At 69.6% G+C, this 18,679-nt stretch carries 8 protein-coding genes; 2 read left to right on the forward strand and 6 right to left on the reverse strand.

All coding sequences use genetic code 11. The features are described 5' to 3' along the window. Positions 1-5: 5 nt before the first annotated feature. The 4 genes from pglZ to ACGWYJ_RS30970 form a co-directional block, all read right to left on the reverse strand. Entirely contained in the window at positions 6-2,882 is a 2,877-nt protein-coding gene (gene pglZ, locus ACGWYJ_RS30955; protein WP_395109986.1) for a BREX-2 system phosphatase PglZ, read from the reverse strand. Continuing rightward, a complete protein-coding gene (locus ACGWYJ_RS30960) occupies positions 2,879-6,709 on the reverse strand; it encodes a PglY protein (RefSeq protein WP_395109987.1) in 3,831 nt (1,276 codons plus the stop codon). The genes pglZ and ACGWYJ_RS30960 overlap by 4 nt, the downstream gene beginning before the upstream one ends. Before the next feature lie 218 nt (positions 6,710-6,927). Further along, positions 6,928-7,215: a DUF397 domain-containing protein gene (locus ACGWYJ_RS30965; RefSeq protein ID WP_395109988.1), complete on the reverse strand. Its 288-nt coding sequence runs from the start codon at positions 7,213-7,215 to the stop codon at positions 6,928-6,930. After that, positions 7,154-8,080 carry a Scr1 family TA system antitoxin-like transcriptional regulator gene (locus ACGWYJ_RS30970; protein ID WP_395109989.1) on the reverse strand — a complete coding sequence of 309 codons (927 nt, stop codon included), beginning with the start codon at positions 8,078-8,080 and terminating at the stop codon, positions 7,154-7,156. The genes ACGWYJ_RS30965 and ACGWYJ_RS30970 overlap by 62 nt, the downstream gene beginning before the upstream one ends. Before the next feature lie 88 nt (positions 8,081-8,168). Between ACGWYJ_RS30970 and ACGWYJ_RS30975 the strand changes: the two genes are divergently transcribed. Beyond that, complete coding sequence (locus ACGWYJ_RS30975; RefSeq protein ID WP_395109990.1) at positions 8,169-8,408, forward strand: hypothetical protein; 240 nt, start codon at positions 8,169-8,171, stop codon at positions 8,406-8,408. A gap of 373 nt (positions 8,409-8,781) precedes the next feature. Here ACGWYJ_RS30975 and pglX read toward each other — a convergent pair whose 3' ends face one another. Further along, entirely contained in the window at positions 8,782-12,432 is a 3,651-nt protein-coding gene (gene pglX / locus ACGWYJ_RS30980) for a BREX-2 system adenine-specific DNA-methyltransferase PglX (RefSeq protein ID WP_395109991.1), read from the reverse strand. Between the two features lie 39 nt (positions 12,433-12,471). Continuing rightward, positions 12,472-16,917 (reverse strand): BREX system serine/threonine kinase PglW, encoded by a 4,446-nt coding sequence (pglW, locus tag ACGWYJ_RS30985; protein ID WP_395109992.1) that lies wholly within the window; start codon positions 16,915-16,917, stop codon positions 12,472-12,474. Positions 16,918-17,130: 213 nt separating this feature from the next. Between pglW and ACGWYJ_RS30990 the strand changes: the two genes are divergently transcribed. Then, on the forward strand, positions 17,131-18,669 hold the full coding sequence (locus ACGWYJ_RS30990; protein WP_395109993.1) for a TIGR02677 family protein: 1,539 nt from the start codon (positions 17,131-17,133) through the stop codon (positions 18,667-18,669). The last annotated feature ends 10 nt before the right edge of the window (positions 18,670-18,679 follow it).

Consider the following 18,679-nt stretch of genomic DNA (forward strand, 5'->3'; position numbering starts at 1 on the left):
GTCCCTCACTCCGACGTCACTCCGAACTGGTCGCGCAGCATCCCCTGGTTGAGCTGGACGGTACGGCCGGAATCGATGAGGTCGAGCACCGCGTAGCCCTCGACGTTGAGGAGCCGTTGCAGCGCGGTGACGAACAGTTCGGGGCTGCGCGGCGGGCGCCCGCCCGCCGCCGCTGCCGCCACCGTGACGGCGGACGTCGAGAGCCGGTCCCCGGCTGCCACGAGCGCATCGATCACGGCCGCGACCTGCCGATGGTCCGGCGCCTTGCGCAGGTAACGCTTCTGCCCCGCGTAGACGGCCGACCGGGTCACCGCACCGCCGAGCGTCGCACGTTCAGGCTTGATCCCGGGTTCTGGCTCAGGGGGCGCCGACTGCGGTGCGGCCTCGCTGACCGGCAAGGACGCCTCGGCCGCAGGTGGCTCCGCGGTCTTGCCTGAAGGTCGGCGTGGTGCGGCCGTCTCCTGCGGCCTGGTCTCTTCGCCCGCCTCCGGCACGGTCTGCTCAGGTGCCGTGCGTCCCGTCCACCACGCGGGAACGGCCTGCTCTGGCGGCAGGACCGCCCAGCCCTTCGGGAGGGCGGCGGGCTCGGGGAGCAGCACCAGCAAAGGGACCGCCATCTCGGTGAGGGAGGCACCGCCGTGGTATCCGGCCTTGCGCGGGGTGTACCGGATGTCCTCGCGCCATGGCACGACGACGCGCCCCCCGCCTTCGAGGACGCGCGGGCCCGCCAGTTCGACTTCGCCCTCGCCAGGCGTACCGGTGCGCCATCGCGCGGCCCCGGCCTCCGCCGCGGTGCCGGAAGGTGTGTCCGAAGGGGATTCGCCGCGTTCGAGGACGTGGCCGTGGTCGGCGACCAGCACCACCGGGCGACCGTAGCCGATGGCGGCGTCGAGCAGTTCGGGCAGGTAGCTGACGTCCTCCGGCCGCCAGCCCGCCCGGTCGCCTTCCTGGCCGTGGTCGAGGGCGTCGTCGATGGTGTTGAGGATCACGCCGACGACCTGGTCACCGGGGAGGGCGTCGACGAGCTCCTCCGACAGCCGCCGCCCCGCCGGACCGGGGACGCGGGACTTGTGGAAGAGCACGCCGGTGCGGCGATGCCGTTTCCAGAACCGTTCGAATCCCGCGCTCTCCATGTTCTGCCCGCCCGCGGTCGCCTCGCCGCACAGCAGCGAGGCCCGGCTGATGCGCGTCAGCGACGGGATCATGGACACCGCGGCGGCGCGCCGGCCGGGTGTCGCGGTGACCTCGGACCACCGGCCGCCGCGGGCGAGCTCCTCGCCGAACTGGACGGCGATGGCGCCGCTCATTCCGTCCAGCACGATGATCAACGGCGCGGACCCGGCCGCGGCGGCGACCGGGAGGGCGATCTCATCGAGCACCGACTCGACGAGAAGCGCGCCTCCCGGCGCGGGGACGGCCGCTCCCTGCGCCCAGGTCACGAGCCTGCCGGCGAACGCCCGGTCGATCGCGGCCCGCCGTACCCGGGCCCGTTCGTACAGGCGGCGGTAGGCGTGTCCGGTGGGTCCGTCCGGATCGGCGGAGCCCGCCCACAGCACGGTGAGGGCCCGGTCCGCCCACGCCCAGTCGGCCAGGTACCGGGCGACGCCATCGGCGACGGAGCCGATCGCGGGATCGCCCGCGGACTCCTCACGCTCCAGCCAGCGCCGGACGCGCAGCGCCATCCTCGCCACCTCGACGCTCTCGGTGCGGAGGCCGCTGAGCCGGTGGTCCAGGACCCGGGACAGGGCCGCTTCGGCGTCCTGGACGCCGCACCCGAGTGTCGCGGCGAACTCTTGGACGCGGGCACGCAGCGTCGAGGGCAGGAAAGAGTTGTCGACCGGTGTGGCCCCGCCCGGTGCCACACCGGCGTCCGCCGCGATGCGGTCGGCCCGGCGCAGGACCGCCTCCACACGGTCGCGGGTCTCGCCCCCGGCGTCGCGTTTCGACTCCGCCTCGCTGATCCAGCGGGCGAGCGTGCCCTGCACAGCGGTCGCGAACGCGGCCAGATCGCCGATGTCCGCGGGGACGTCGGCGAACAGACGCCCGGCCGCGATCGCCGCCGCGGCGGGCGCGGCAGGGTCGGTCAGGGAGCCGGCGACGACGCCGAGCGCCATGGTGTCCTGGCCGCGTCCCGCTCCGGCCAGGCCGAGCAGGACGGCGATGGCCGGGCCGGACGTGCGGCGCAGCCAGGCGGTCATGCCGTCGCGCTCCTCGCGCGGCAGCGCCGCGAACCGGTCGGCCGCGCCGGGCAGCCGCGACCAGGCCAGCAGGGTGTCGGCGTCCAGGTCGCCCGGCGTACCGGTGCGCCCCGTGGTGATCTCCAGGCGCGCCTCGACCAGGGCACGCAGCGCGGCGTCGAACGTCAGCAGCGTGCCGCCGCTGCGCCGCCACGCCTCCGCGGCCGGGTGGGTGCGCCAGCCGCCGGGCGGTTCGGCGTCCAGGAGCGCGTCCACCAGCCACCGTTCGACGCGGACGCGCGGGTCCAGCCGCGCGGCGCCGAAGCGCTGTTTGACGATCTCCGCCGGGTCCAGGGTCAGCGGTCGCCGCGCCAGCGCGTGGCCGCGCAGGTCGGCGCCCAGTTCCCGAGCGTCGGCCCCTGTGGTGACGACCAGCAGCGGGCCGGTGCCGTCACCCGCGGTGTCGCGCCGGTGCCGTTCCCACGCGTCGATGACTCCCAGCACCGACTGCTGGTCGCTCACCTTGACCGGCTGCTGCCGGTCGCCGACGTGGATGGTGAACTCGGTCGCCGCCCCCGGCCGGTACCGCCCGTGCACCAGGACCAGGCGCGGCCTGACGGGGCCGTCCTCGGCCGCGCGGGCGGTCAGTTCCAGATCGAGCATCGCCTCCAGGGCGCGCCGGTCCACGAGCGGTGGCGTGCTCACCGGTCGGGTCCCTCGTCGGTGACGCGCCACTCGATCTCGATGGCCGCGCCGGGGTTGGCGTCGGCGAACGCGCGGATCTCGCGTTCCAGCGCCGCGACCTCGTCATGGAGGGCGGTGGCGATCCTGGACGCCGCCACCCGCCGGCGGCCCCGCCCCGAGGGGGTGACGGGACGGTCGCGGTCTGGGTCGTCCCCGTCGCGGACCAGGGTGGGGACGGGCTCGGAATCGGAACCGGTCTCAGTACCTCGACCGGTCTCTGTATCGCGAGCGGGCTCGGGGACGGACGGCGACACGGGCCGAGGCGGGGCCTCGCTCCGCGCCGCCTCGGCGACCAGGGCGGACGCCGTCTCCCCTGCGCTGTGCAAGACGGGGGCGAGCGCCGTGGTCCGCTCGTGGGCGGACGCGGCTTGTGCGAGCGCACCGAGCAGTGCGCGTGCCTGCTCCCCGATGTCGTCGTCACGGCGAGCCAGATCAGGGGCGGCCTCCAGCAGCCGCCATGGCGTCGCCCTGTCCAGTGCCTCGAACTGCGCGGGCGCCGACGCCACGGCGGCACCGATGACCTCGTCGTCCACGTCATAGGAGACCGCCGCGAACTCGCGCAGCAGCGGTGTGTCGCCCTGCTCACCGACGCGCGTGAGCCGGTCGAGCAGGTCGGCGGCGTACCGGGCGGACCGTCGCCGGTCGGCGTTCTCGTCGGTGACCGCCAGGATGTGCGCCCGTTCCTTCAGAGCACGCTCGACCCCTGTGACGGCGTCCGACAGCTCGCCGGTCTTCTCCCGGACCCGCCTGGCCAGCTCCGCCACGGTGCGCGTGGTCAGCGTGTCGGGGACCTTGATTCCGAAGATCCGCTCCGCGCGCACCCGGGCGGCGGCGAACTCGGCGGGCGAGGGCTTGGGCTGGTCGCGCAGTGCCCAGCCCGGACCGATCCGCTCCAGGTCGGGCGCCGGCTCCGGAGCGCCGTTGAACGCCCACACCCGGTCGGACAGCAGCCCGTAGACGGCGATGATCAGGTTGGCGACGGGCCGGTCGAGGCCGGTCCAGCCGTACTCCTCGATCCACCGGCGGATCTCCTCGGCCTGGTAGTCGCCGGTCCTGCCATGGCGGGCGGCGAGCTGCTCGATGCGCCGCCGCCACTCTGGTGAGACCGTCACGGGGCCGTCGTGCACCTCGCCGAGTTCGAGCGGGTGGATGATCCGCTTGAGCGGCGCGAGCTGCTTGCGATCCACCACCGTCCGGCCGCCGCCCTCGACCTGCGCTTCGGTCAGGCACTTGAGCGCGTTGCGCAACTCGGCGGTGGTGACGGCCTTGCCGGTCTTCTGCAGGTCGAGGTCGGGGTGCTTGGGATAGATGTCGTCGAGCAGCTCGCCGGCCAGGTCCAGCATGTTGTACTCGAACCCCGCGGCGGCGTGCAGCCGGCGCGGCTCGAACCCGGGCCGCAGCGACAGCACGTGCCGGCCGTCGGGGATCTCACCCACCCGGTTGGCCTCGTCTCCATGGGCGATGCCGTAGAGCTGCTGCAGCACGGTGGTGAGCTGCGAGGTGAGGTTGTCGGCCTGGGCCTTGAGCTGGGTGCGGATGCGCATCCGCTGGTCCGACGCAAAGTCCCCGGCGTAGTCGTCCAGCCGGTCGCGCTCCAGCAGGTACTGGATCTTCAGCAGCCGGCCGAGCTGCTTGGACTTGGTCACCGACAGGTGGTAGGGCAGCCACACCAGGGTGTCGGCGGTCAGCCCGTCGCGCCGCAGCTCGTCGATGCGCTGGGCGTCGTCGGACGGGTAGTGGTCGGGGATGTCGAACGGGTAGTCGAAGACGAACCGGATCCGCCCCTCCACCGAGGGCTTGAAGGCGTCGGGGTACATCTCCGACTGGTCCCGGACGTTGCCGAACACGAACTCGGCGGTCCGCCTGGTCCCCTTCCAGATCACCAGGCGCTCGTCGTGGATGGCGCCGGACTCGGTGACCTTGAGCTGCTCCCAGAGCCGCAACTTGATCCAGCGCCGCCGGGCACCGGCGTTGTCGACCTCGCCGACCCGCTCCAGCAGCGGCTCGACGTCCAGGTCCGACAGGTGCAGGGTGAACACCGGGTCATGGTCCCCGTCGGCGCGGATCTCGCCGAACCCGGCCGCGATCAGCTCCTGGAGCCGGGACACCACGACGCTGCCGGGCGCGACCGCCCGCGAGCGGATCGTGCCGTGGTTCAGCGCCGCCAGCCGCGGCCCGGTCAGCCGGGTCAGCGCGGGCACGTCCGGCGCCAGCGCACCCAGGATCAGCGTCTTGACCAGGCGGTCGTCGGCACGGAACCGCTCGTCCTGGCGGCCGTACCTCTCCAGCAGGTGGGCGCGGACCTTGGCGTGGAAGCGCCTGGCGTGCTCCACCTCGCTTCGCAGGACGTCGGAGAAGGGCTCACCGACGCCCTCCATGAGGACGTCCCACAGGTCGCCGATCGGGATCAGCTCGCCGACCTTCATGTCGCCGCGCCGCCGCGACAGCAGTTCGGAGATGAGCTTGAGGCCCGAACGTTCGCGCTGCAGCGCTCCCGATAAGGCGACCAGGGCGTTGAGCAGGGCCGGGGACAGCGGGTAGACGTCGCGGAACTCCTGCCAGGTGGCGTGGGTTGCGCCGGTGGCGTCCAGCAGCACGTCCTTGACGGTGGCGTTGCTGGACTCGATCGCCGCGAACGCCTCGTCGAGGACGGCGGCCTTGCCGGGACGGGGCCGTAACACCCGCTCCTTGACGATCGCCGGGAGGTTGCGGTCCTCCAGGGAGATCACCTTCAGCCGCCCGGCCAGGTAGTTGACCCGCTTCTCCAGCTCCTTGACGTCCGCGCCCATGACGTCCTCGCCGACCAGCGTGGTCAGGTCCCGCTGCTGGGAGATGAACGACACGATCGGCACCGGCCGCCTCCCGGTGCCGCTCTCGACCAGCTTGACCAGCTTGTCGATCTCGCTGCGCACCTTGGACTGGTCCGACAGGTACGCCTGGAGCCACAGCACGAGCTCGTCCAGGAACAGGATCAGCCCGTCGTAGCCGTGCCGCTGGGCGTGCCTGCTCATCGCGGCGAGGCCGTCCTCCAGCGGCAGGAAGGCGGCCGCCTCCCCCTGCGCACCCGTGACGTAGTTGGAGAAGGGGCCGTCCAGCAGCGCGGTCTCCAGCCTGGTGCGTTCTTCGTCGCCGTAGGGCGCGGCGAAGGCCCGGTCGAGCGCCTCCGGCGTCCAGCCGCCGCCCGCGCCGCCGATGACCGGAAGGCCGTCCTCGTCCTCGGCTTCGTGGACGTCGCCGAGCAGTGCGGTGAACTGGTCGTCGCCGAGCCGCTCACGCATCGTGCGGGCGTCGGCCAGCATCGCGTCGCTGCGGTAGACCGGTGGCGCGGACAGCCCGAGCCGACGGACCTCCCGCGCGTACCCACCGAGGATCGCCGAGCCCAGATCCGTGGCGCCGATCAGGTGGAACGGGACCATCAGGAACCTGCGGCCCCGCATCCACCGGCGCTCATGGTCGCCGATCAGCTCCCGGAGCCGTTCCTTGCGGCGGGCCGCCGGGTGCCCGTCCAGGATGGCGTGCAGGACGGTCAGGAAGTGGCTCTTTCCGGAACCGAACGAGCCACGCAGGTAGGCCGCTTCGGACTCGTTCTTCTCGATCGCGCCCTTGACCATGTCCAGGGCGGTCGCGAAGGCGCGTGCGAGCTGGTCGGTGACCACGTACTCGTCCAGCCGCCGCTCGACATCGTCGAACCCGCTGGCCAGATCGACCTTGAAGTCCCCGGCGTGCACACTCTCGGGGATGACCAGCACGTCCCGCAGGTAGGTCACGTCCGCCGCCCCGCCGCTCATGACGCCTCCGCCCGCGTATCGTGCGCCAACCCCGCTTCTCCGGGCCCACTGCGGTGCCCAAGATAGTGCCCGTGCGATGCCTTGACCGGTCCTTTACTAGAGAGTGATCTCCCGTCACAAGCGTGGTCGGCGACGCTCTGGACCAGCGCATGCGACGGCCCCGCCTGCGCAGAACACGCTGAGACGGGGCCGGTCCAAAGGCTGGTCGGGAGACCGGATCAGGCCAGGTCGAGCTCCCCGGTCTTCACCCGGCGAGCGAACGCACTGAAAGCCGCCGACTCGAAGACCAGTTTCGGCCCGTCCGGATCCTTGGAATCCCGCACGGCCACGTCATGCGGACCTCCGGCCAGCTCAACACACCCCACACCCGATGAGTCGCTGTGGGACCCCTTACTCCACACTCCACCAAGCTCGACACAGTCTCCGCCGGTCGAACCGCTGTAACTACTTGTCCGCCACTGGACGTTCGTCAGATCCGGCTCGCTCATAGCTCTCCAAAATCTCATTCAGAAGCCTCAAAGAGGCGTCCGCGGATAGGGCGACCCCTCTGATCAAGTCGAAACGTACCCCAAACGCTCGCACGATGCCACAGTTCCGGAAGAGTTGTCCGCCAACGTGCCCCTCCTCATAGGCAACGTTCGATCCGTCGGCCAAGCCCAGGATGGTGAAGGACCCCATGTCCCCCGCATAAGCACCTTGCGATCGGGGAACTATTTGCAGAGTCACATTCACCCTGCTCATCATATCAAGCAGGTGTTGCACCTGCCCCTGCATTATAACCGCGTTACCGACCGGTCGTCGGAGCGCGTACTCGTCATACACGACGACTACGTGGACGGCGTCCTCACCTTCCAGCAGTTGCTGCCGCCGCATCCGGGTGGCGACCAACTCCTTGACTTTCTCATGTGAATGTTCGCGTATGAGTTGTGCATAGGCATACTCTGACGTCTGAAACAGCCCCGAGACTTGCATCGCCTCGAACTTGTGTATCGACACTGCATCGCCCTCAAGTCGGAGGTACTCCGGGAAGCCCGGCGGCAACAGATCCAACTGGCTGACTTCTTGGATCCACTCCCAATTGCGATGAAATGACCCGTTTGTCCTGAAGAACGTGTCGCAGTCCTGGGCCAGTTCCTCGGACGGGCTCCCATCACCGGCCTCGATCTGGCCGATCCACTGCGGCGTGTAGCCGATCTTCTTCGCCAGCTCAGAGCGCGACAAACCCGTAGCTTCCCGGTAAGCGCGCAGCTCCTTGCCGAAGTACTGGACGGGGTTCTGGGGTACACCGGGGTCGCGGGGACGGCGGGGCATCGGTTCCTCCGGGGGTATAGAAACCTGATCGACTTTCTCACGGCCGGAGCCGCTTTCCAACGCTGGTTTTCCTGCCCTTCCGACCGTAGCCTTATCACGGCATGCTTGCGAGCGATAACGGAGAGATACCACATCGTGAGGCTCGCCCATGCCGGACACCCGCATCGACCACGACCATCAAGCGCTCATCGAGCTGCGAACGGACTTCCCCGGTCACCGGATCTTCCGGGCCGTCCGGTGGGACGGACAGGACGGCGACTGGGTCGCCACACTTCACGATCCGTCCTGCGGTGTGGATCCCACCGTCATGGCCGACACCGCCTCAGACCTCCGCAGAGCACTGAGGGTCGAGGCCGGCCGGGTGGCGAATATCAGCAGGGAGCGATGAATGCCTCGGGTGGCGTCGTCCCGGGCCGTACCGAAGCCCACCTCACATCAACGGCTAGGCCGCATGTACGTAGCCGGTCCGCAGCAGTGAAAGCCTCGGGGGGCTCCTACGGTGAGCCATCAGACGCACACATGTCGACGCCATTCCTGCCTATGACGGTCGAGGAACTGCGGCACGTTCTACCCGGAGTCCTTTGCTGGTGGGGTGTCTGGACCCGTGAATGGTGGGCGGTCATCTCGACATCCGCCGGGTACCGGCTCGTCAACGCGAACACTGTCCAAGACCTCGCTCGGACCATCGCCAAGGCGCTCGCCCAATGACCGCCGCGCGGCCGGATGTCCTCCCCACGGGTTCTCCGGCCGCGCGGCTTCCATCACTCCGACTTGGACCTCCGCCCGCGGCGGGGTTCCTCTGGACGCCAACTCCGAAGTTCATGCTCGGCAAGCTGATGCTTGGCGCACTCCTGGTTGAAGAAGGTCCCGAACTCCTCGGCCGGGTTCCCTCCCCATTCTTCGTCGTACTCTCCATGCCACTGGCGCACCCACGGCATCACTTCGAGAAGCCCGGCCAGCAGCGGCCGGATCTTCTCGGTCTCCCATGCGGACTGCTCGGTCCGGTCCCTGATGATGTTGATGAGGGCCTGCGCCTGGTCCTTGTGGTCCCACCCGGCCCAGCCGATCAGCAGCGTGCCGTCCATCTCCGGGCTCGCCCCCGGATAGGAGATGAACCGCTCCTTGGGGACGTCGAGCTTCCCACGCTGCGACCAGTAGGACTTAGCCCTGAAGTCTTTGTCCTTGTAGTGGGGTGGTACAGGGATGTCGAGCCGCTCGCCAGTCCGGTCTTCCTCGCGCTGCTGCTCCCAGACCTGCTCCCACTCCTCGCGCTTCCGCAGCCCAGTGTCGGTGTACCGCAACGCGCCGAGATACGGCACGTGCTGGTCATTGATCACCTGAGCAAGCACGGTCTCCAACGGCACGTCGTTCTTGCCCATGTGATCGCTGGCGTACAGCGCGGCCACGCTCTGCATGTCCTCGTCGCCGCGGAACTGGTCGGCGAGCTGCGCGATCGTCAGCGTACGCGGCTGCCGGTACCCGTCCCGCATCGCGAACCAGATCTCCTCCCGCTCACAGCGATCGAGGATCCAGTCCCGTAGCGCGGCTCGTTCTTTCTTCTCCCAGGGCTCGTCCAGCCAACGCCGCTTGTACTCGGGCCGCTCCAGCAACCCGATGTCCTTGGGCCGCTTCTCGATCAGGTCGATCCGAGCCTGAACGACCCTTCGATACTCCTCAGGCCAGCGTTCCGGGACTTCCGTGACCGGGGCGGACCCATGCCGGTCGAACCATGCTGTCGTGACCTCGCCGGCCTGCATCTTCCGCGCCAATACGATCTCGAACGCCCGCTCGCCCAGCCGGACCTCAGGAACAACGTCGCCTGAAGGCAGCGTGACGTTCTCAACCTCGGCGTCGGTAAGAATTCCGTAAAGGCCATAGACCTTCCAGTCCAACTCCTCTTGAAGACCCACCATCGTCCTTCGCCTGGCCTCCTCCTCAGCACGAGACCGATCCAACTCCAGGCGCGTGGGGACCATCTTTTCCACGATGGACGCAGGAGCTAATGAGCTCGCCGTAGCGGCCAGTTGATCTAGCCTGGCTGCCAATTCAACAGGAAGCACTCCTGATAGCGGAAATTGCTCAAGGCGCGTTGCGTTGAAAGCGAATCTTGATTCCCAGAGCTCATCCTGGATTCCGCGACCGATGCCGCTTCCTCCCTTGACGTGACTGACCTGCTTGAGCCAGAAGCAGGCCGTCGAGGAGTTCAGTAAGCCAAGCAAACCAAGATACGCGTCCTCGCCAGCCTCCTCGGGCAGCTTGATAACTGGCGCAGTCTGCTTGAAAATTTTCCCGCCGCGGCTCAATATAAAACTGTTATGGGTGGCAACTTCGCCATACGCGATAAGAAATCTGGCTTGAGTCCTCGAGCGTGAAAGCATGACATGCTCGTGCCATGCCATGTCACGCTCTTCCCTGGTCTTACCAAAAGTCAGTCCGGAACGAAGCAAGGACCTGTATGGCCAGAAAGCTTCGCTCTTTTGCAGCGAAAGGTTGACTCCTCCTTTCTGTGTGTAGGGCCAGGCGACTCGCCGCCAACCCACCACCCAATCCCGAACCAGATCACCCGAGATGAGCGGGCGAGTCGGAATTTTGCGAGATTTCCACAGAGAAGTTTTTCTGGAGGCGGAGAATACCTCGTCTTCTCCTAGAATGTCATGGAAGCCAATAGAATCGGTCACATCCGAAATACGGGCTGTCGCAGACTTTTCGATCGTCTCCTTCAGTTCACCAGCACCACCGCCGGTCAGCGACCAGGGATGGCGAGCCAAGGCCGGTCGCTCCAGGTCCTCGACGGTGACCCACTCCGAGTCGCTGCCCGGCTCGTTGACCTGTGCCGTGATTGCGGACCAGACCTGGCCGCGCCTCGGATCGTCCGGGACGCCGGGCTCTCCCCGTACTCCCAGGATGGCGCGGATCTTGGAGTTCCGGTACGGCATGCGGTTGCGGCCGATGAGGATGACGGTCGGGGTGCCGTGGCCGGGGATATAGGCGCCCGAGGTGTCGATGACGTGGCTCAGGTCGACCTTGGGCAGGAACTCCTCGATCAGCTTCTTGCCGAACTCCCGCTTCATGAAGGAGTTCGCGGTGATCTGGCCAGTGAAGCCCGCATCGCGGTCTTTTCCTCCCGCGATGATCGCTAGCTCGAAGATGCGCTGGGCGAACGGTACCGAGAGTGCGTACTTTCCGGATGCGGCACTGTATGCGCGGTAGTTTTCGTTCTCCTGTTTGTCCTTGACGGTGATGTACGGTGGGTTGGCGACCACGACGTGGTAGGAGTTGAGGCCCAGCAGGTCGCAGCGCTCCGAGTACTTATCGATGTCCTCAGACCGGTAATGGAACGTCTGCTCATCGCCGAAGAGCTTGTCCGTGTCGCTCTCAACTCCACGGCCGTGCAGCAGGGAGTCCCCGACGGCCACGTTGATGGGGAAAGCACCGGCGTGGTGGAGGCGGGTTTCGCCCGAGGCCTTCAGGGCGGCGATCAGTAGGCGGAAGCGGGCGATGTCAGCGGCGAAGGGGTTCTTGTCGCAGCCGTGGATGGACTCCAGCGTGCGGCGGATGCGTTCCCACTTGTCGAGCCCGGGGGCCTTCTTCTCCCATTCCGCCAGCAGACGCTTGAAGATGCCTAGGAGGAAGTGACCGGAGCCGCAGGCAGGGTCGATGGTGCGTAACCCGCGCACCTCCTCGTCCGGGTCACCCGGCCAGCCGGACGGGCGGAACCTCCACTTCGGCTCCAGCCCGAACTCCTTCAGCGCCGGCTTGAGTGTCAAGTCGAGGATGAACTCCATGACGAACTCGGGGGTCTGGAGCAGCGCGTACGTCTTCTTCGCGTGCGTGGAGAGGTCCTGGTACAGGTCGCCGAGGAAGCGGGTCTCCAGTTCGGCGTCGGTGAAGTCATGGATGATGGCGCCGTCCGGGCCGACGCGGCGCCAGAACCTCAGCAGCTCGCTCGCCGCCTCGTACGACGGCTCCAACTCCCACAGAGGGTTGTGTCGGCGGTCGAACAGGCCCGCGACGGTCTCATGCGCGCCAGCGAGGTGGTCGAACGCGGCGATGAGCCAGTCGCGGTCGTTCCTGTCGGGGTACCGGCGGAAGAACGCCTGGTGTCGTTCCTCGGCCTCGATCAGACGCTCGCCCGGACCCGCGATCCACGGGTCGGGGATCAGCCGGTTGTCCTCGCAGAACCGCACGAAGACCGTGGCGAGGACCCACGCGACGGCGGCCTGCGTGACGCGCTCGTCGCGCCATGCGCCGAACGTGGCGGCGGTGCGCCGGGCCTGGCGGGCCCGGTCGTCCTCGGCCCTCAGTGCCTCCCCGTAGCCGGGCTCCGCCTCGGTCCGTTCCCGCAGGTCGTCTTCCAGCGCCGTGACCTGCCTGCGCAGGTCCTTCAACAGGGCCGCCTGGTCCACGGTCACTCGATCGTCCCCTTCGCTCAGGTCTGGCGGAGCGGAAGGTCAAGCGGCGTCGTACTCTCGCAGCAGGCTTTCGACGAACGCGGAGTCCAGGACCACCCATTCCGCGGAGCCGCCGATGGCCTCCACCGTCCGGCCGTCCAGCTTGGGCAGGGCCCGCGGGACCTCGGCCGGGCACAGCAGCCACAGCCCGTGCGGAACGTCACCGGGGCTGCGGGCCGCGTTCTGCAGGCCGGTCAGCAGGCCGCGCCCGCCCTCGTCGAAGTACCGGGCCAGCAACCCGGCGTTGTACAGGAACAGCACCCTGTCCGGTTGTGCGGCCGCCCGCTCCAGTACGACGTCGCGGGTGCGGTCCATGACGCGGGTCACGAACGATCGCAGCGCCGCCGACGGGTGGCCCTGGCGGGTCATCCGTTCGTCCGCCCGCAGCACCTGCGACCAGTCCGCACCCTGCTCGCGGGACAGGTTGCGGAACTCGGCCAGGAAAACCTCGGCGACGTCCACCGGGACGACCGGGTATCCCGCCGCCAGCGCCTCGGCGATGCCGGGCAGCCGCTTGTAGTGGACGGTCAGCGCCAGGAAACCGCCCTGGTGGAGGGCCCGGTCGAGTTTGGCCCCGGCGGTGCCGTCCTGGGTCCGCTCCGCGCCCGCGTCACGGCCGGTCTTCCCCGTCACCGTGATGGTCGAGGTCCGTGTGGGGACGGGGGCGGGCGGCAGGAAGCGCTGGCCCGTCCTGTCGTAGGTCAGCGGGAATCCGGCGTCCGCCAGCGCCGACTCCATCGTGATGTAGGTCGGCCACGGATGGTAGGCGTCCAGGCCCGGGAACGCCGCCTCGACCTTGGCCATGATCTGGTCCACGGTGACGCCCTGCGGGTGCCGGACGCCCGCGCCCGCCTGCGCCAGCCGCAGCGCCTTGCCGAGCGGCAGATCACGCGGGTACAGCTGCATGCCCGGCGACACCAGCACGCCCGGCGCCACGGCGGCGGCGAGGGCGACCAGGCGGGCCTCGGCCAGCGGGGCCATGCCGTCCGGTGCCTGGACGGCCCGCAGGGCGCGCAGCACCTCGGCCCGGCCCGGCAGCGGCTCGGCCCCGGCCAGTTCGGCCGCGACACGTCCCAGCTCCTGCGCGTAGTCGGCGAGCTCGCCGGGGGTGGGGTCCTCGGTGCCCGGCAAGGACTCCAACGCGACCAGCACCTGCCCGCCACGGCGCAGCCGGTTCAGCCGGGGTTCGGATTCCTCCGACCGTTCCACGCCGATGTACATCTCGGCTTCGACGGCGGCGCGCAGCACCGCGAGCGCCATGGCCGTCATCCGCTCCGCCGGCAACCACGCCGCCGTGCCGTGCCGGACCCGCAGCCCCGCCGCCAGTTCCGCGGCGGTCGCCACGCCGCCCAGCGCACGAACATGCTCGACGATCTCATTGCGAACCGGTCCCAGCCACGCCGCCCCGGCCCACTCGCTGATCGCCGCCTTGTGGTGCCGGGAAACGGTCGCCTGCGTCAGCTCGCTTCGCCTGGCGACCTCGGCCTGTGTGGGCCAGGCGGGCAGGTCGGGAAGCGCGCCGTCCGGGCCGGGCAGCCCGAGGAGGAGCCGCAGCACCTTGGCCTTGTTGGACGTTCTAGCGGTGGGGGCCGGGGCGAGGAGTTCCGTGAGCCGGTCGATCCGGAGCCGGCCGACGCCCTCGCCATCAGCGGCATCGGCGGATACCGGGGAACCGCTTGAGCCGGCGGTGTCTCCCTCCTGATCCGGGGCACCGAACCTGGCCGTCCACTGCTTGTGGCGCCGGTTGAGCTCCTTACGGGCGACGGCGCCCGCCCCGCGCGCCTTGGCGATCTTGTAGAGCGGGACCCGCAGCAGCCGCCCCACGGTGGTCGCGCCGAACCCCGCCGCGACCGCGGCCGCGCGCGGCGACAGGCCCGCCGCGTCCAGCGGGGTGTCGAGCGTGGCCGTCTCGGCAGCGGCGTCTCGCGCCGCCTGGAGGGCCTCCGGGTCGAGCGCGGGGCCGACGGCGTCGCCGCTGGCCGTCACGGACGCGGCCTCGACCGCGCCGGCCGGTGCCGCCCGGTCGGCCCGCTGGAAGACCGCGCGCCACTCCGACACCATCTGCGCGAGCGTGTCGAACCGCCAGGAGACGTCGCGGTGCAGGGCGCGGCGGAAGAACGCCGTGAGTCCCTCGCGCAGCGCGGGCTCGAACAGGTCCGCCGAAATGTAGGGCAGTTCGTCGTCGGTCATCCGCGGATCGGTCCGCTCGTCGCCCCAGCGGGGCCGCTCGGCCGACGCCATCTCGTGCAGGGTCACGGCGGCGGCGTACCGCTCGGCATGGTCGTCGAAGTAGGGACGGTCGCGACCGCCCACGAACGGGTCGAGATAGCCGCGCGTACCGGCGGTGTAGTCGCGGTCGGGAACCCCGGAGTGGGAGAAGTCCAGCAGCTTCAGCGCCCAGGTGCGGTCGGCGCGGTGCAGGACCCCGAAGTTCTCCGGCTTCAGGTCGCGGTGCCACAGCCCCTCACCGGCGAGCTGGTCCAGCGCCGTGAAGAGGTCGTCGCCGAAGCGTTCGAGCTGGTGGTAGGTGAGCTTGCCCTCCTCCCGCAGCACCCGGGCGAGGGTCCGCTCGCCGGCGAACTCCAGGTCGAGAACGGTGTGCCCGCCCAGCTCGCGCGGACCGTCGAACAGCTTCACGATCGCGCCGCCGCCCACCTTGCGCAGGGCCTCCGCCTCGGCGCGGAGCTGGGGGGCCTTGGCCTCGTCCAGCGCGATCTTCAGGACACGGCGCTGGTCGATCTGCTCGCCGTCGTCGTCCTCCACCGACCGGACGACCAGGATCGCGCGGGCGGTACCGCCGACGCCGAGCTGGCGCACCATCCGCCACGGGCCCGCGGCGTCACCGTCGACGACCTGACCGGGTTGGGCCGTGAGCGGGTCCACCGCCTCCCAGTCCTGGTCCACCGGCTCGGCGGGAGCGGCGTTCTCCTGCTCGGCGGCGTCCAGCAGGTCCAGGAACCGGTCGGCCGACGCCAGCCGCAGGCTGGGCTCCCCCCGCGTGGCCTGATAGACGAGCTGGTCGAGCTCCTCGGTGAGGCCGTCGGCGACCCCGTACGGATGCAGGCCGCCCCCGCCGCTCCGGGACACGCGCTCGATGAGAGCGGCCCGGTCGGCCGCGGGCTGCTCGCCCGTGAGGATCAGATAGGCGACCGCGCCCATGCCGAACACATCCAGCTCGACGGGGTCGGCGTAGGGGTTCTCGAACTCCGGCGCCAGATAGACCTGCGCCGTGTCCTGGAGGTGGGCGTCGGTGTGCGGCGAGTTGCCGATCGTCGTCGAGGTGTCGAAGTCGCGGGCGGCGGCCTGCCAGTCGATGATCCGCAGGACCGGCCGGGTGCCGTCCGGCCGCGCCGACACGTACACCGACCGTGCCGCCAGCGCACGGTGGTACAGCGACCGGTTGTGCGCGTACCGGACGGCCTCGGCGAGCTGGCGGACCAGGTCGAGCCGGGTCTCGGGCGTCAGGTCGGCGCCGTAGGACTCCAGGTAGGTCTCCAACGGCTGGTCCGCCGGGTCGTGCGCGAAGAGGATGGCCGGGGCGCCGCGGTGGTCTCGGATGTACTTCGCCTGCGTGATGCCGCGGTGGTTGATGCCCTGGAGCACCTCGTATTCACGTCGGGCGGCCCGTTCCACCGACGCGTAGCTCTCCTGGGATGCCTGCTGCCCGACCAGGTAGATGCGCACCCGGCCGGTCTCATGCACCAGACCGGTCCGCTCGGCCAGCCGGTCCTCCCAGGTCGGGCCGGAGTCCAGGACGTCGGTGTCCAGCCGCCAGCCGTCACCGAGATCCAGATGCGCCTGCGAGTGGGAGATGCCGATGTTCTCCATCAGCTGGGGCAGATGCTGGGACAGGACCGTGCCGACCCGCCGCGCCTCGGACCGCGGCGGGCGTCCGAGCAGGTCGCGCCAGATCTCCTGCAGCCCGTGGCCGCCGCCGTCCCGGCCGTACACCCGGCGGCTCTGGACCTCGTCCAGTCGGCTGACCAGATCGGGGTCGGTCAGGAACACCGCGGGCTCGATCCGCGGCATCTTCAGGCTGGTTCCGGGCAGCATCCTGCCGAGGGCCCGTTCGAGGTCGCCCTTCAGCTCCTTGCTCTTATGGTCGGTCAGGTGCAGCGGGTTACGGATCGACTTCGGGCGGGCCGAGCCGTAGTGGAACGTCCACCAGCCGCCGTTGTTGACGACCGTGCCCCGGTGACCCTTCAGCTCGACCAGGTACAGACCACCCGGGGTGGCGATGAACAGGTCGCACTCGTTCACCCGTCCCGACCTGGCGGTGAAGGAGAACAGCGCCCACGCCCGGTAGGGCTCCACCATGGGCATCAGGCCCTTGATGAAATCGAGGGCCTCCTGTTCCCAGGGATACTCGGAGGGAAGCTCTTGGAACCAGCGCCGCTTGGGCCGTGGGGGCTTGGGCACAGGCCGTCTGCTCTGGTCCGCCACCATCGCCCCTCCTCCCGTACCGTCCGGCCTCATGCGAGCAACGGACGGAAGTGGGGCAGATCTTATCGAGCGAGCCGGACGCTCTCATCGGCTTTTGGAAGCAATCATTTCGGATCATCGGGTCTGTCCTGGGCCCATCCTCTGGCCGTGGTACCGGCCACCGCCCCTGTGCGCGAAGTCGGCACTTTCAACCCGCTCACGCGTGACAATGGGGCGATGACGGATACGGACGGCGGGCAGGAAGGGCCGCAACCGTTCGCGCATCTGACCGCCCCGAATGCGAGTCTCTACCGGGACGTGTTGCGCTCGTTCGCGCGGGCGAAGGAACGCTTCATCGTTCATCTGCGTCCCGAGGACGTGGCGGCGGAACTGCGGCGCGAGAGCGATGACCAGCTCGCGCAGGCATTGGACAAGCTCGTCGAGTGGGGGAACCTGCGGGCCGACGCCGACACCGGCCGGGTGACCACCGTCGAGGACTTCCACCGCAAACGGTTCCTGTTCCAGCTCACCGCGGCCGGTCACGCCGCCGAGCAGGCCATCGCGTTCTATGAGGAGGCGATCGGGCACCGCGGAGTGCTGCAGTCGGTGGCGCTGGCCGACATAGCCGACCAGCTCGCGGCCCTGTCGGCGCTGGCGGGAAAGGACGACCCCGACCCGGCCAAGGTCCATTTGCTGCTGCTGACGCTGGCGGACCGGTTCTCCTCGCTGGCCGACAACGCGCAGGCGTTCATGTCCTCGCTACGGCGGGCGATCGACTTCTCGGACGGCGACGTCGAGGCATTCATCGCCTACAAGGAGCGGCTCATCGACTACATCAACCGGTTCATCGCCGATCTCGCCACTTCAGGGGCCAGGATCGCGGCGCTCCTGGACGAGGTGGAGGCGCGTGGCCACGAGCCGTTGCTCATCCTGGCGGCGCGGCGGGAGGCATACGACGCGGTTCCCGATGGTGCGGACTCCGCCGAGTCATTCGGCCGCGCGGAGGCCGACGCGCTGGAGTCGTGGCGCAATCGGTGGCGGGGTCTGCGCGACTGGTTCGTCTCCGGTGGCACGGCCCGCCCGTCGCAGGCGCGGCTGCTGAGACAGTCGGCGGTGACGGCGATCAAGCAGCTCCTCGACACGGTCGGGCTGCTCAACGAACGCCGCTCGGGCCGCTCGGACCGGTCCGCGGATTTCCGGGCGCTGGCCCGCTGGTTCGCCGAGGCGCCCGACGAAGCGGCGATGCACCGGCTGTGGCGGGCGGCGTTCGGGCTGACGTCCGCGCGTCATCTCACCGTCACCGCCGCGACCGTGGCGGCGTGGGAGCAGGAGGGTGCGCAAGGTCTGCCGTGGGCGGACGCGCCGCCGGTGCGTATCTCCCCGCAGCTGCGCCGCACCGGCTCCTACGAACGAAGGGGCAAGCCCAACCGCGTGCAGGACCGCTCGGATCTGCGCCGGTTGCTGCGTGAGCGGGCCGACCAGGAAGCCGCGGAGACGGCGGCGGCACGGGCCCGGCTGCGCACCGGCGGACCCATCCTGCTGTCGGAGCTCGGCGTGCTGGACGCTCGGGCGTTCCGGTTGTTCCTGTCCCTGCTGGGGGACGCGCTGGCGGCGCGGCCGCCGGGCGACACCGAGGTGAAGGCGGTCACCGGGGACGGATCGATGGAAGTGCGGCTTTCCCTGGTGCCCGGCGGCGGTCAGGTGCGCGTCGAGACCGAGGACGGTGTGCTCACCGGGCCCGAGCACGTCATCGAGATCACAGATCTGTACGAGTGACATATGAGTG

The sequence above is a fragment of the Actinomadura sp. SCN-SB genome (assembly GCF_043906805.1).
Taxonomy (GTDB): domain Bacteria; phylum Actinomycetota; class Actinomycetes; order Streptosporangiales; family Streptosporangiaceae; genus Spirillospora.